Source organism: Pseudoalteromonas sp. APC 3355, from assembly GCF_030407615.1.
Lineage (GTDB): Bacteria > Pseudomonadota > Gammaproteobacteria > Enterobacterales > Alteromonadaceae > Pseudoalteromonas > Pseudoalteromonas distincta.
This window is the reverse complement of record NZ_JASDDB010000003.1, coordinates 80557-94517: the sequence shown is the minus strand read 5'-3', so window position 1 is coordinate 94517 and position 13961 is coordinate 80557. Positions and strand designations below refer to the sequence as shown.

Annotated in this window: 11 protein-coding genes; 4 read left to right on the top strand and 7 right to left on the bottom strand. The window is 37.6% G+C overall.

All coding sequences use genetic code 11. The annotated features are described in order from the left end of the window. Positions 1-30 precede the first annotated feature (30 nt). Both QMA08_RS06880 and QMA08_RS06875 read right to left on the bottom strand, forming a co-directional pair. Positions 31-609 carry an LON peptidase substrate-binding domain-containing protein gene (locus QMA08_RS06880; protein WP_039487779.1) on the bottom strand — a complete coding sequence of 193 codons (579 nt, stop codon included), beginning with the start codon at positions 607-609 and terminating at the stop codon, positions 31-33. Positions 610-844: 235 nt separating this feature from the next. Further along, a complete protein-coding gene (locus tag QMA08_RS06875) occupies positions 845-1117 on the bottom strand; it encodes a hypothetical protein (RefSeq protein WP_002962453.1) in 273 nt (90 codons plus the stop codon). 298 nt (positions 1118-1415) lie between these two features. On the opposite strand from QMA08_RS06875, the gene QMA08_RS06870 reads away from it, so the two are divergent. Beyond that, a complete protein-coding gene (locus QMA08_RS06870; protein WP_290174021.1) occupies positions 1416-3107 on the top strand; it encodes an alkaline phosphatase D family protein in 1692 nt (563 codons plus the stop codon). 60 nt (positions 3108-3167) lie between these two features. On the opposite strand, the gene QMA08_RS06865 is transcribed toward QMA08_RS06870, so the two are convergent. From QMA08_RS06865 to QMA08_RS06855, 3 genes are all read right to left on the bottom strand, one after another. Then, the gene (locus QMA08_RS06865) at positions 3168-4646 is read right to left on the bottom strand and encodes a cellulase family glycosylhydrolase (protein ID WP_290174020.1); all 1479 of its coding nucleotides are present in this window, start codon (positions 4644-4646) and stop codon (positions 3168-3170) included. A 401-nt stretch (positions 4647-5047) separates the two neighbouring features. Beyond that, on the bottom strand, positions 5048-5398 hold the full coding sequence (locus tag QMA08_RS06860; RefSeq protein WP_002962450.1) for a hypothetical protein: 351 nt from the start codon (positions 5396-5398) through the stop codon (positions 5048-5050). A gap of 88 nt (positions 5399-5486) precedes the next feature. Continuing rightward, positions 5487-7838: a TonB-dependent receptor gene (locus QMA08_RS06855; RefSeq protein ID WP_290174019.1), complete on the bottom strand. Its 2352-nt coding sequence runs from the start codon at positions 7836-7838 to the stop codon at positions 5487-5489. A gap of 219 nt (positions 7839-8057) precedes the next feature. On the opposite strand from QMA08_RS06855, the gene QMA08_RS06850 reads away from it, so the two are divergent. Continuing rightward, positions 8058-8687, top strand: coding sequence for a hemolysin III family protein (locus tag QMA08_RS06850; RefSeq protein ID WP_278381715.1), 630 nt, complete (start codon positions 8058-8060; stop codon positions 8685-8687). Positions 8688-8932: 245 nt separating this feature from the next. Continuing rightward, positions 8933-11236: a type I restriction enzyme HsdR N-terminal domain-containing protein gene (locus tag QMA08_RS06845; RefSeq protein ID WP_290174018.1), complete on the top strand. Its 2304-nt coding sequence runs from the start codon at positions 8933-8935 to the stop codon at positions 11234-11236. A 320-nt stretch (positions 11237-11556) separates the two neighbouring features. Here the strand turns inward: QMA08_RS06845 and QMA08_RS06840 are convergent, their stop codons facing one another. Together QMA08_RS06840 and QMA08_RS06835 are read right to left on the bottom strand one after the other, a co-directional pair. Then, the gene (locus QMA08_RS06840; RefSeq protein WP_002958589.1) at positions 11557-11868 is read right to left on the bottom strand and encodes an MGMT family protein; all 312 of its coding nucleotides are present in this window, start codon (positions 11866-11868) and stop codon (positions 11557-11559) included. After that, positions 11858-12754, bottom strand: a complete 897-nt coding sequence (locus tag QMA08_RS06835) for a LysR family transcriptional regulator (protein WP_290174017.1) — start codon at positions 12752-12754, stop codon at positions 11858-11860. Before QMA08_RS06835 ends, QMA08_RS06840 begins: the two co-directional genes overlap by 11 nt. A 122-nt stretch (positions 12755-12876) precedes the next feature. Between QMA08_RS06835 and QMA08_RS06830 the strand changes: the two genes are divergently transcribed. Further along, positions 12877-13959, top strand: coding sequence for an efflux RND transporter periplasmic adaptor subunit (locus QMA08_RS06830; RefSeq protein ID WP_039487629.1), 1083 nt, complete (start codon positions 12877-12879; stop codon positions 13957-13959). Positions 13960-13961: the final 2 nt, after the last annotated feature.

Sequence of the window (13961 nt, the reverse complement as noted above, 5' to 3'; positions counted from 1 at the left end):
CGGGCAATAATTAATTTAGGATCATAAAATTTAGGCAAATTCGTTATTAATCACAGTATGGAGGAAATTCAGTAAGTTATCAAAGTTCGTTTCAAACGCAAGTTGCTGTTTTTTCTCAATAGAAATAGGTAGGAGCTCAAGCCAACGAGCTGCAATCCAAGGCAGTTTGTCAAAGTGAGTTTTTTTGTACAGTAAATTAAGTTCCGGATTACTTTTAAACACGTTTAAAAGCGCATCATGCAATAAGTCATGTTCGCCAACTGAGTTGTTAGAATCCTTATACCAATATGGGGTATTACAAGGAGAAACCAAACCATGTCGCAGTTCGTCCTCGTCTTGATAAACATCATTTATTTGAACGCTTTGAGAAGCAAACACATCGATTAATAATACATCGTTGTCGTCTTGGTCAAAATCAATAATATCAACAAGGCAACCTTGCGCGCTTATATTAAATGGCGTGTCGTGCTCAAATGTACAAAGCACAAACCCTGTATTGTTTTTTAATGCGGTTTTAACCATATTTAAATAGCGAGGCTCAAATATGCGTAATCGCGTATAGCCTTCAGGTAACATAAAAATGGGTAATGGAAAAATCGCACGTTTCATAAAGTCTACTTCTTTCAAACACTCTGCCTTTATTTACGTGCGCTTTTGCTAAGTCGATCAGCTTTGTATGAATCGAATTAATTACCAGCTATATAATTGGCTAAAGATTAAACCAACCTCCCATAGCTTTAAACACTTGAACCGAGTAATAAGCGCTTATCATACTGACTACGGGTGCTAACATTAATGCAAATAATCCAAGTTCACTGCTCATCGTTTTAATCCTTTAAATAATTTATTTTGCGTTTTTAATACTAGTGTCAGTATTTTTAGGCGTTGTGCTATGTGTTAAAACGGGCTCATCTAATAAACCCTCTAAAACAGTTTTAGCATCAAAATAAAGCGTTTCCTTTAGTGATTTTTCAAGCTCGATTGTGGTTTGCTTTACGTAGCTTGCTACACTTTGAGTTAATATATCAGTTACATCTAGGTCCACTTCTGTTGCATGTACTTGCGCAGAACCTAATACTAATAAACTTGCCATAGCGATTTTAATTGAATGTTTCATAATGGTATTCCTTGTTTGTGTATTGTTTAGACGTAGTTACATACTCAAGGGTTGTGCCAACATAAAAATAAATCATAAGCAACTGTAATTAAACAGTTTTACATGCATCGCTTTAATTTAAAAAATTCATACCTTGTTAATTTAACCATTTAATTTAATTTTTTGACTACTTTTTAGTTAATAAATAAAAGGGTTTAAATGTATTAATACCGTCACACTAAATACATTTAGCGTTTATAAAAACGTCATATCTACCCGCTAAAGTGCACACCACTATTAATAATTCAAAAAGTGCAGTATGACCCTTTCATCACGTCGAAATTTTTTAAAAACCTCAGCAGCAAGTATATTTACCGTCGCAGTATCGAGTGCCATTACAGGTTGTGCTCAAACATTAATAAACAAACCTCTATCGGCTATTGAATTTAAACACGGTGTAGCCAGTGGCGATCCGCTCAGTAATGCTTTAATAATTTGGACACGTGCAACCACTGCTCAATCAAATTTTGAAGTTACTGTTGCTTGGGAACTGGCAAGTGACTCTCAATTTAAAAACATCATCCGCAGCGGGCGCGAACAAACAGATAAAAGCAGAGACTTTACAATAAAAATAGATGTGCAAGAACTTGCTCCAAACACAGAGTACTTTTATCGATTTGTGGGTTTAAATACACAAAGCCCAATTGGCCGTGCTAAAACACTACCAATAAACAATGTTGAACAAATAAAAATGGCTGTTGTGTCGTGCTCAAACTACCCTGCTGGGTACTTTAATGCCTACACCGATGCCGCTAAACAAAAAGATTTAGATGTAGTACTGCATTTGGGTGATTACATTTACGAATACCCAATGGGAGGATACGCTACCGAAAATGCTGAAAAAATTGGCCGCCAATTAGCAGCCGATAACAGCGGTGAAATTATTACCCTAAGCGACTACCGCAAACGTTATGCAATTTACAGAACAGACCAAGGCCTTCAAGCTCTTCACGCTGCAGCGCCTTTTATCGCAATATGGGATGATCACGAAGTTACCAACGATACCTATAAAAGTGGTGCTGAAAATCATACCCCTGATGAAGGTGACTTTTTTAAGCGCCGTGCAGCAGCTATTCAAGCCTATTACGAATGGCTGCCAATTAGGCCGCCAATGGGCGAACAAAGCCCGCAAATATACCGCACCTTTGATTTTGGTAATTTAATAAGCTTGCACATGCTAGATACTCGCGTAATAGCACGCGATAAACAACTTGCTTACAGCGACTACAAAAATCTAGAGACCAAACAAATGGATGTTGCGCGCTTTGCCAGTGATTTAAATAATCCAAATAGGCAGTTACTAGGTAACACACAACTAAACTGGCTCACCAGTGCAATAACTAAATCAAATGCAAAATGGCAAGTATTGGGCCAGCAAGTATTGATGACTAAAATGTGGCTACCTACTGAAATATTCTCGCAATCCGATCGCACTAAAATACCTCAGGTGTTAAAAGAGCTTGTTACCATTAAAAAAGCCGTGTTAGCTAATAAAGCGGTAACACCCGCACAACTTGCACGTGTAAATACTTTAATGCCTTATAATTTAGATGCGTGGGATGGTTACCCAAGCGAGCGCGAAGCATTATACAAAAGCGTTGCTGCATTAAATAAAAAGTTAGTCGTGGTTGCAGGTGATACGCACAATGCGTGGCATGGCACATTAAAAAATGCAAAAGGCGAAAGCGTAGGAGTAGAATTTGCAACGCCTGGTGTTACATCCCCCGGTATGGAGCATTATTTAGCGCTTAATACAGCACAAGCAAAGCAAATGGCTGACTCGCTTTCATTGTTAATAAACGACTTAAACTATTGTGACTTATCACACCGTGGATATATGTTACTGACTATTACTAAAGATCAAATCACAACCAATTGGCGCTATATAGATAACATAAACTCCCCTAGCTACAACATCACTGATCAACACCAAAGTGTTTATAAAGGCTAATACTTTTAAAAAGAAGGTAAATGTATTATTTACCTTCTTCGCATATTTTATTTAACGCGCTTAACTACAGCTATAGATAAGCGTCCACGAAGCATCACTTCCGGGAATGCTGTTTGTATACCAATTTGCGCTGTATGCATTACCTTGATATTGCATTTTATCGTCGGTGTTATTGTGAGTAAACGGACCACCTGAGTAATCTTTTTTTACCCAATTAGGGTATGCATTAATACCATTACAATCTGTTGAACTTACAACACTGCATCCGTTTGTATCAACACTTGTACCAGCGGGTGTATCTGGGCACTGATCAATATCATCACTCACTCCATCGTTATCCGCATCGCTTTGTGGTTCAACTACTTCAACAACGCAACCTACATTATTAACAGTTTCACCTGCAGGTGTATTAGGGCATTGATCAATATTATCGCTAATACCATCGGCATCGCTGTCAGTTACCTCACAACCAATACTATCAACCGTTGTACCTGCGGGAGTATTATCGCACTGATCAAGGCTGTCACTTATACCATCACCATCAGAGTCTAAAGCAACCGTACTACCACCCCAACCTTGAATGATCTCTTTAACTTTAGAGCCTGAAGCGGTTAATGAATTCCAACTACCGCCTGGGGTAAATAACGAAGCACCTTCGTTTTTATCGTTTAAAGCCCAGTTAGCGTGGCTAATATTGTTTGTTTTAAAAAATGCCATCCATGCATCAGTTTCATTAATATTAACACCACCATTGCCATCAGCATTAACTGTTCCCCACTCTGTAGCAAATAGTGCAATGCCGTTATCGAGTGCTGTTTGTGCTTTATTTCGATACGATTGACCATGCGTGCCAGCATAAAAATGCAGAGTGTAAGCAATATTGGCGCGATCTATCGGGTTTTGTGATGCCACATCAACATCTTGCGACCACGTAGGCGTACCAACCACAATTAAGTTATCAGGATCGATTGCTCTAATTTTATCAATAACTGTTTCTGCGTAAGGCTTAATATCGTTAGCCCATGAAATTTGTAACGGCTCGTTATAAATTTCATAAATAACATTGTCGTACTGCCCATATTTGGTAGCTACGTCTTCAAAAAAGCGAACTGCAGTCGCCTGATCGGTATGTGCTTCATGGCTATGAAAATCAATAATAACGTACATATCTTCGCTAATAGCTGCGTTTACAACAGTATCAAGACGGCTCATATTGCCCTCCCAATCAAAGTTCAAACTACCACCAGTACTCGTACCATGACCAATAGCTGCACGAATTAATGTTGCATTAAATTCAGTTTTTGCCTTTGCTACTGTTTGTGCTGTATAAAACTTTTCAGCGCCCCAACCGGTGTTACTCCAAAATAGGCTAGGTCCTGCAAAGCTTGTGTTTTCTCCACCTGCAAGAATTTGATTCCCACTCACCGTTAACTTTTCAACAGCGGCATTGGCCATAGTTGAGCATCCTAATAATAAAGCTAACGATAAGCTCGCCACTTTTAAATCCTTTCTTTTGTGATTATTTGAACTGTTATTCATCGTATTTCCTTAAATTGAAATTATCAGTCGTCATCGTTTGACGTAATAAATTGACACCAAACCAATACTTAATAGTTAAACAAAGTTAATTTGGCGAGCAGAAAGTACCATTTATTTATTAACATTAAATGAATAAAAAGGTACAAGGAGAAGGATTTTAATTAACTAAATATCAACAAGTGAGCGATTTAACGAGGTTTGAGGATTTTACTGGGTATATACAGGAATTTACACGATGTTTACATGGTGCGGGCAAAAAATCTCGGTTACAAAAAATATGTATAAAAATGGAAAAAGCGGTAATAATAATTATTACCGCCATCAATAATAGCTAAATATCAGGGATAAATATGCGAGAAGAAAATTAATAAGCCAACCAAACCGAGTTCTGATTAACTGGCTTATTTTTTAGTGGGCAGCGCTTTTCTGCCCAAACGATATGCATCGGCTATGCTCAGCACCCAAATTATAATCATTAAAGGTACGTACTTATATTCAGCGAGCTGAGCGCAGGCGTTAGATGGTTGTTGCGCGGCTTTTAAAATGGCCGTAACCGACATGGGGATTTTTCCGTTTACAATTTCATTTGCAGTACACTGTGCAATCGCAAATATATCTTGAAAGGTTAAAATTAAAAGAACAGAGAATACACCCGCAAAAATAGCGCCTATAAGGTGTTTTTTTAAAGAAAAATGCCCCGCTCCAGGATAAACAATGGCGGTAAGTAAAGCAGCTTTTAGATCTTGTTTCATTTTTACCTAATATAAATTCACTTTAACGTGATCACATAAAAAAGCCACTTTGCAGTGGCTCAATTAAAATATCAAGTAGTTAAATGTATTATTGTCCACCAAACCCGAGAGTTAACTCAATACCAACAAAGCGAGGTGCCCCTGCAACAAATGTTGGGTTGCCAAATCCCCCTCCAGTATTACCTGCATCAACTAAATACTCTTTATCTAATAAGTTACTAGCAAATACACTAACAGCCCAATCATCACCACTTGCAATTCCTAAGCGCGCACTGACTAATCCAAGCCCAGGTTGGCTAATATCTAAGCCTGATATTGGCGCATTTGCTGGCTCAAAATACACTTCAGAGCGGTAGCTATATATTAAAGAGCTCGTTAAATTAAGTGAGTTCGACAATTCTGTTGAATAAAACAGCCCCGTACTAAACGTCCACTCTGGTTGTAGTCTAAATTTATTGCCTGCGAGGTTACCATTATTACTATCATCATCTATTTCAGCATCAAGGTAAGCCGTATTGGCAAATACCTCAAACTCATTATTAATTAACGCCCTTACTTCAGCCTCTGCGCCAACATTAGTGGCAGAGCCCGCATCTGCAGAAAACGCAACGCCTTCATCATCCTGTAACGTAACCTGAAAGTTAGAGTAATCTTGATAAAATACAGCGACAGAGTAATCTAAACGCCCGTCAAGCGCTTTGCCTTTAATACCGGTTTCGTAGTTCCAAATAATTTCCGCTGGGACTTCTGATATAGAAGCTTCAACACTCCCTTGTTCATCGTTAGCCGAACTTACTTCAAGTACTTCCGAACGACGCCCTTTTGAAACAGTCGCATACATATTTGTAGTAGGGTTTATTATATAAAGCGCATTAAAACGTGGCAGCCAATCATCATAATCAGCATCGCCATAGAATGTTTCACCATTTGTATCAACCGTAAACAATGGCGCTTGTGTTAAAACACTATTGGGTGCTGCAGAGCTATAACCACTGCGCTTTTCTTCTTTTATATAACGAAGACCCGCTGTTAACTCCAGTGCCTCAGTTGCAGCATAAGTTACATCAGCAAACGCTGAATACGCTTTGTTTTCACCATAGTTTGTAAACTCTAGTGAATATGGCAACTCGTTTATTGCACCACCTGTTAATGCTGGCGTTAAAATATTAACGCTACCATCATTATTAATACAAGGAACACCTGAACCCAATACGCCTAAGCAATTTAAAAATATAGACTCCTCTGTACTAAATGGAACACGCTGGCTACCATCTTCTTCAAAGTAACTCACACCAAAAATACTAGTGAACTTATTCTGCGTATAAACAGCGCGTAATTCTTGGCTAAATTGATCGCCCTCAGCAGCTTCTGCAAATTCTAAAAACCATGCTTGCGTACCATCAGCGTCAAACACTTCTAATGAGTCAAAATTACGCCCTGCAGTAATTGAAGTAATTGTTAAGTCATTACTTACATCCCAATTTACAGTCAAATTTAAATCGTTAACTGTGCGCTCCACACCTAAGTCTTTTTTTCCAAACACAGACTCTGCATACGGACTACCTGGCATTTCAACAAAGCTATATGGACTTGTATCACCACCGGTGGGTGCATAAAGCCCATTTTTAAAAGATGTACCCGAGTCATCATTTTTTTCATACGTATACACCAAATCAATCGTTACATCGTCATTAGGTGTAATACGTAAAGACGGACGATAAGAAAAACGCTCAATAGCATGCATATCATCTTGCTTAAACCCAGCCGGATTTTGGGAGTTACTATCTCCTGCAATATTTTTTATAAACCCATCACGTTCACGATAAGTAAAAGCAACACGGCCTTGCAATAAATCATTGCCACCCGTTACAAAGCCACTAGCACCTTTGGCTGAGTAATTACCAACGGATGCTTTTAATTGAGCCGAAAAATCTTTTTCTGGTTTGCGTGTTGCTACACTAATAGCCCCCACAGAAGCTGCTGTTCCAAACAGTGTTGCTTGTGGTCCCTTAACAACTTCAATTCCTTCTACATCAAAAAGCTCAAAGTATGAGCCACGAGAGCGTGATACATCTGCTCCGTTATAATAAATAGACACACGAGGGGATGATTGAGACGACCCACTATCAGACGTAATACCACGAATTACAAAGCCCGGGTTGTTAGGGCTTTGCTCTTGAATAACAAGCCCTGGTGTTATTTCAGATAAAGTGTCTAGTTCACCTATACCTAAGCTTTCTAAAAAGTCGCCATCGTAGGCACTTATTGTTACAGGCACATCTTGTATTGATTGGGCACGCTTTTGAGCAACAACCACTATTTCATCAAGTTCTTTATTTATGGTTTGATCTGCAAAACTATTTGTTGATGTAACGCAAATCATCGCAACAGACAATTTAGTAAGTTTAAGAAAAGGCCGTGTTGTTAATTTATTTTTCATGTTTTTCACTGTTCGTCCGGTTAATTGTTTTTAGGAATTACCGGTAATCTAACGAACTATTACGACTTTTTTACGTCTTATTAATTACGCATTGGTTAAATTGATGTTTCAACTTTATGAAAAATAATAAATTATTGTATTCATATAAAAATTATAACATTGAAAAACTCAGCGTACACTTGTACACTAAAATTCATTCAAATAGTGGTAGGATCTGTCATGTCGTTAGAAGCGCCCTATTCTAAAAAAGAAGAACAACTAAACGTAATTAGCCATGCACTTGGTATTGTATTTGCCGTATTTGTTATGTGGGATTTATTTAGCCAAGCCACCAGCGCTAAGGCGTATGTTAGTACTGCAATTTATGGCAGTAGCCTATTTGTGCTGTTTTTGTCATCCACTTTGTACCACGCCAGTATTCAACCGCGCTTAAGAGCCTTTTATAAAAAGTGCGATCACTGCGCCATATACTTATTAATTGCCGGCACCTACACTCCCTTTTTATTAATCTCATTAACCGGTGCTTGGTCATGGGCCACACTTACATTTATTTGGGCGGTGGCACTAGCGGGCGTTGCGTACAAAGTATTTGTAAAAAACGGTAATAAAAAAATATCACTCGCCACCTACTTGCTCATGGGCTGGTTTGCACTGGCTATAGTGTATCCACTTTATTCTAGTGTTGATGTAAAAGCACTTTACTGGCTACTTGCCGGCGGCATTTTTTATAGTTTAGGTACTTTTTTTTACAGTGCTAAAAACACCCAATTTAGCCACGCTATTTGGCACTTATTTGTTATTGCTGGGTGTGTTTGCCATTATATTTCAATTAGTAATTATGTTTATTAGGCAGGTAAAGCCAATTAGAATGGTCTGGTTTGAGCGAATTATAGTCATAAAAATGAGCGACACGCGCATATTGTTCTATTTAACTTTTCTTTAAAGTTTTAGAAAACTTAGTGATAGTAATACCTTAGGTTATTTGCTAAAACTATATTATGCAGAAAAATGAGCGATGAGCGCACTTTTTTAAAATGTTATGCTTTCCATTGGTCTGAGAAAGTATTCGATTTATAGTAAAATGCAAAGGTACTATGGAACATTTGATCACTGAAGAAGATGTACGTACAAAACTTGTTTACCCTTGGTTAAGATCTAAAGGGTTTGCTGATCAAGATATTATGTTAGAAAAGAATATAACATTTCAGCTTGGTCGGGGAGAGTTCCAAAGGGAAAAGAAGAGCGGTCGTATAGACTTACTTATAAAATCTGCAAAGACAGGTAAAAATTTAATTGTATTTGAAGTTAAAGCACCTGAAGTAATTATTGATAATCATGCTATCAATCAAGCTCTTAGCTATGCCCGCCTTATTAAAGGTAATATGGCACCTGTAGTTGTAATAACTAATGCACAAGATACGAGAGCCTATTGTTCATTAAGCAGTAACCTCATAACAGAGCTTGATGTCAAAAAAACTATAACAGGTGAATTTCATTTTCAAGTTAAAGAGCTAGAAGATTTAAAATCTGAAGCAATATCTAACCTTTCTAAAGATGACTATTTTCTTAAGTGCATCTGTAGACAGCTTTCAGCCCCTGAGCTAAGTCGTCTAAGTGGAAAGCTAGCTGACTCTAAGAAATATTGTCAAGAACTGTATATTCCCCTAGTCGAAAAACCAGATACAAATGCACATATTACATTAGTAGTTGGCCCCCCTCAATCAGGGAAAACTAACTATATTTGCAATAGTTTTTACGAAGAAATAAATGAGAAAGGTTTTGCTATTTTTTTAAGAGCTAAGTCAATTAAAAATGGAATAATTCAATATCTAAAAAGCAATATTATAGCCTTAAACACAAATGCCCCAGCAACAGAATTAATCGTCAATAAGCTACTTTCAACTGAGGGAATTAAAATCTTTATAGACGGTTTAAATGAAGTTAACCGCCATGAGCGAGATAATATAGTAGATGATATAACTAGAATACGAAACCTAGGAGTACGATTTGTAATTAGTTGTACAGACTCTTTTGTTTCCACAGTTAAGTATGACTGCAATAATGATTTTAGTGATGTTTTTAAAAATAGTGAAACAAACAAGTTTTGTGAATTAAGATTAGTTCCACTAGAGGAGTATGACTACGAGAACGTTATTAATCATTATCAAAAAGTTTATGAAACTAATGAGAAGCCAAGGCAAAAAGTAAGTTCTATCAATACGATAGGTAAGTTTTACTATCTTATTAAAAACGGGGCAGAGGCAAACGAACTTGAAAGTGAATACAAAATATTAACGAGAATTCTTGATGAGAAATGTGAGATCATTTCCCAACTTGAACACATAGACTGCAAGTACGCTTTGTTACACTTAGCAAACTCAATGGCTGAAAGTGAAAATGGAGTTCCATCTACTTTATTTTGTAAAGAGTTAAGCGGTAGTGCTTTTTCTGCACTCCCTGATTCATTTAGAAATCATGGTATCCTTGAAATTTGCGCAGGACTAATTGAATTTTATGATGAGACATATAGGGATATCATCATAATAGATCAATTCTCAAAGATATTACCCCCAAAACAAGTTTTAAAAAAATTGGTAGGCCTCAATAATTCCGATATTAGCTTGACCTGCGTTTTCAAATATTTGTGCTTTTATGAAGTACCGACTTCAATAATCTTCAGTTTAGACATAGATATTCAAAGTAAAGTTTTGGAGTCGATTATTTCATATGTAAGAAATTGTCAATTAGCAAGTGAATATAATATTCGCATGATTCTTGATATGACTATAAATGGAATCAAAGTCGAACTGATTTCAGAGGAAAGAGCCGAAGAGGTTTTAAATTTCATTGCTGAAGTCAGTATTGATCAACCTGAAATATCGATTGACCATAATAAGACTCAATATATATTAGGGTATTGTAGCGGCTCAATTGTAATATCTAGTGCTTATGAGTTTGAAGAGCATCCCTATGAATTTTACAGTAGTCAAAACTATGGTGATACTATATATAATTATTTAGGTTTTCTGTTTAATGCTTATGTATTGGAAGATCATAAAATAATATTCAATAAAGAGTATGCTGAAGACATTCAATTGGCTTTTAAATTATATGGGAATGAGGCTTTACAACCTTTAGATAATTTTTTTAGTAATTTGATAGAACATATATTTTGTTATGATTCAATGATGTGCTCTTTTGGTTCATATTTAGATGTTGAAATTCAAAATTACAGAGAGACCGGCGAGTATGCGGAACTTGTAGATGCATACCAAATACTTATTGATATGAAGAACTTACTTTCAAATACAAGAAGTTTTGATTCAATAATTGAAGAGATTGATGGAGAGTTAAAATCCTCACCTGAGTACGAAAAAATACAACTTGCTTTGGACTGAACAACGATGTTCAGCAGCTAAAGTAAGTAGTTTAACTAACTTATAAAACAAGCCTAGCAAAGAAAATTAATGTGTCGCTTAACAGCGCACATTATTTAAGCGTCACCACTGTCCGTTCATGGCACTCTCCAGCCAGCAGACAACATAAAATATTGATAATAATTGGCAAGATATTTTACTGTGTCGGATGGCGTGGCTTCGCCACTTATCCGGCCTACGTCAAAATGTAGGTTGGTTAAGCATAAGGCGCCACCCAACAAAGTTTTTGATTCACGCCTTGAAGGTCAGCAGCTGGCACTTACCTGCCAATAATAGTCATATCACTCCCACCGGCACTCGCGCATATTTACTTTGTCATTTTTAAACAATATGCCTTCTGATAATAGCTTTTCGCGCTGTTCTTGGTATTTTTTGCTACCTTCAGGGAATGATATTTTACCTTGGCTATTCACTACCCTGTGCCAAGGTATAACTGAGTCGTTTGGCATCATTTTTAATAAGCGCCCCACTAATCGTGAGTTTTGCGGATAACCCGCAAGAGCTGCAATTTGACCGTAACTTGCTACTTTGCCTATTGGTATACCTGCGATAACAGTATAAATAAGTGTTTCTTTATCAATATCAGCGTTCATTTAAATACGCCTCACTAAGTACTTTAAATTGCTCCCAAATAGTACGCGCTACAGGGCCGTGGTGCACTGCATGTTGTCTAAAGGCTCTAATTTGTGCGCTAAATTTATGCTCTCGGTCAGTTATGTGTATTTCTTGAAGTAAGCCTGCTTTTATTTCAGGAGCGCAGTGTTCTAGACTCATCATTGCCCAACCTGCACCTGAGAGTAAAAACGATTTTAAGGTCGATACATCATCAATTTTCATCATGGCGGAGCCTTTTGAGTACGATAGTCTGTCGCTGTCGATACTCAAGTCACTTTCAAACATAGCTAAACACGGATACGTTTGTAGTTCGCTATAGGTTAGCTTTTGAGGGAATACGCCTTTAGCGCTGACAATGCCAATATCGAGCCTGCCTATAGGTACGCTTTCTAAATCGCCTGTCGCATGAAATAAATCAAACCAAGGGCCAATGCCTAATTCGGCTTGCCCACTATTTACTTGCTCTAACGAAATAAAGCGCTTCCCGCTTGTTAAGCTAAATTCGGTGCTAGTAAACAATCTAAAAGTATTACTTATGATCTCGTTGTAACTCTGCGTATGGCAAAGTTGTTCGTAACAAATTCTAAATTGGGGTTCATTACCGAGTGCCAATTCTTTAGCAAGCTGCGCTAGCTCGTCGTTGGCATGCAGAAGTTGCTGCGCCTCGCGGTGGAAAATTCGCCCTTTTTCAGTAAGCTGTAATCGGTACTTACTTCTGTCTAGCAACTCAAACCCTATTTTTTCTTCTAGATTTTTAATAGCAAGTGTAAGCGCTGGCTGCGTTTTATGTAGCTTTAGTGCTGCCCCGCTTAAGCTTGCGCTTTGCACTATGGCATCTAAAATTATTAATTGATTCAGCTTCATATAGCACTCTGCAACATTATAAGTAAAACTTATTGAGTTTCTAAAATTTAATGATTTTTATTTTATATGTTTGCAGCGTATGCTGCACTTAATTATTTTGCCATCATTGCAACGGAGAAGACATGAAACTCTTTCGTCTATGTTTTTTAACTACGACTTTATTAAGCTTAATAGCCTGTTCTGAGCCAGAACAACAAGTTAAAGAAGAGCCCATTCGCCCTGTTAAATTATTCAACATAGGTCATGATTCTCAAACTAACATTCGCAGCTTTCCTGCTGAGGTTGTTGCAAACCAAGGCTCTTACTTGGCGTTTAGAGTAAATGGTGAGCTTGTTGAGTTTCCGGTTTTAGCAGGTGAAGAAGTTAAAAAAGGTCAGCTACTGGCAAAGCTCGACCCAGAAGACTTTCAATTACAATACGATGATAGAAAAGCCCGCTTTGAGCTTGCTAAGTCGCAACTTGGTCGTATTGAGCAATTACTTGAAAAAAGAATCGCAAGCCAATCTGAATACGATGAAGCATTGGCCAATATGCAGGTGGCAGAGTCTGCCTTTAAAATTGCCGAAACAAACCTAGAATACAGTGAATTACGCGCACCATTTGCAGGCACTGTGGCTAAAGTATTTGTTAAAAACTTTGAAAACATTCAAGCCAAGCAAAACATTTTACGCTTAGAAACACGCGACTTAATGGATGTAGAAATCCAAGTTCCTGAAAAAATAATAGCGCGCATTAAAAAAGGTACCGATTACCACCCTACCGTTGTGTTTGATGGCTTTGCAAAAAAAGAATACACCCTTGATTTAAAAGAGTGGGATACACAGGCTGATCCAACCACCCTGACCTACCAAGTTGTTTTTTCGCTGCCAGTACCTGATGACTTTAATTTACTTGCCGGTATGACTGGGCGTGTATTTATTGATTTATCTAAAGTTACTAGCTCGCAAGTAGCGTATACAATTTTACCTGTTGAGTCGGTTTTTTCAGAAGCAAAAGAAAGCGTGTCTGATAACGCGTATGTGTGGTTATACAACCCAGAAACAGGTGTTGTTAATAAGCAGGCTGTAAAAGTAGGGCAAGTTCACCGTGATGGTATTGAAGTACTTAGCGGCATAAAAGAAGGCCAAATGGTTGTATCTGCCGGTGTACATTCATTAGATGAAGGCATGAAAGTACGTCCATGGAATAAAGAGCGAGGCTTATAATT

Bases quoted from the DNA above. Each gene is read 5' to 3' on its own strand.
- QMA08_RS06865 (WP_290174020.1), bottom strand. From the start codon at position 4,646: ATGAATAACAGTTCAAATAATCACAAAAGAAAGGATTTAAAAGTGGCG.
- QMA08_RS06870 (WP_290174021.1), top strand. From the start codon at position 1,416: ATGACCCTTTCATCACGTCGAAATTTTTTAAAAACCTCAGCAGCAAGT.
- QMA08_RS06840 (WP_002958589.1), bottom strand. From the start codon at position 11,868: ATGAACGCTGATATTGATAAAGAAACACTTATTTATACTGTTATCGCA.
- QMA08_RS06880 (WP_039487779.1), bottom strand. From the start codon at position 609: ATGAAACGTGCGATTTTTCCATTACCCATTTTTATGTTACCTGAAGGC.
- QMA08_RS06850 (WP_278381715.1), top strand. From the start codon at position 8,058: ATGTCGTTAGAAGCGCCCTATTCTAAAAAAGAAGAACAACTAAACGTA.
- QMA08_RS06830 (WP_039487629.1), top strand. From the start codon at position 12,877: ATGAAACTCTTTCGTCTATGTTTTTTAACTACGACTTTATTAAGCTTA.
- QMA08_RS06845 (WP_290174018.1), top strand. From the start codon at position 8,933: ATGGAACATTTGATCACTGAAGAAGATGTACGTACAAAACTTGTTTAC.
- QMA08_RS06875 (WP_002962453.1), bottom strand. From the start codon at position 1,117: ATGAAACATTCAATTAAAATCGCTATGGCAAGTTTATTAGTATTAGGT.
- QMA08_RS06860 (WP_002962450.1), bottom strand. From the start codon at position 5,398: ATGAAACAAGATCTAAAAGCTGCTTTACTTACCGCCATTGTTTATCCT.
- QMA08_RS06855 (WP_290174019.1), bottom strand. From the start codon at position 7,838: ATGAAAAATAAATTAACAACACGGCCTTTTCTTAAACTTACTAAATTG.
- QMA08_RS06835 (WP_290174017.1), bottom strand. From the start codon at position 12,754: ATGAAGCTGAATCAATTAATAATTTTAGATGCCATAGTGCAAAGCGCA.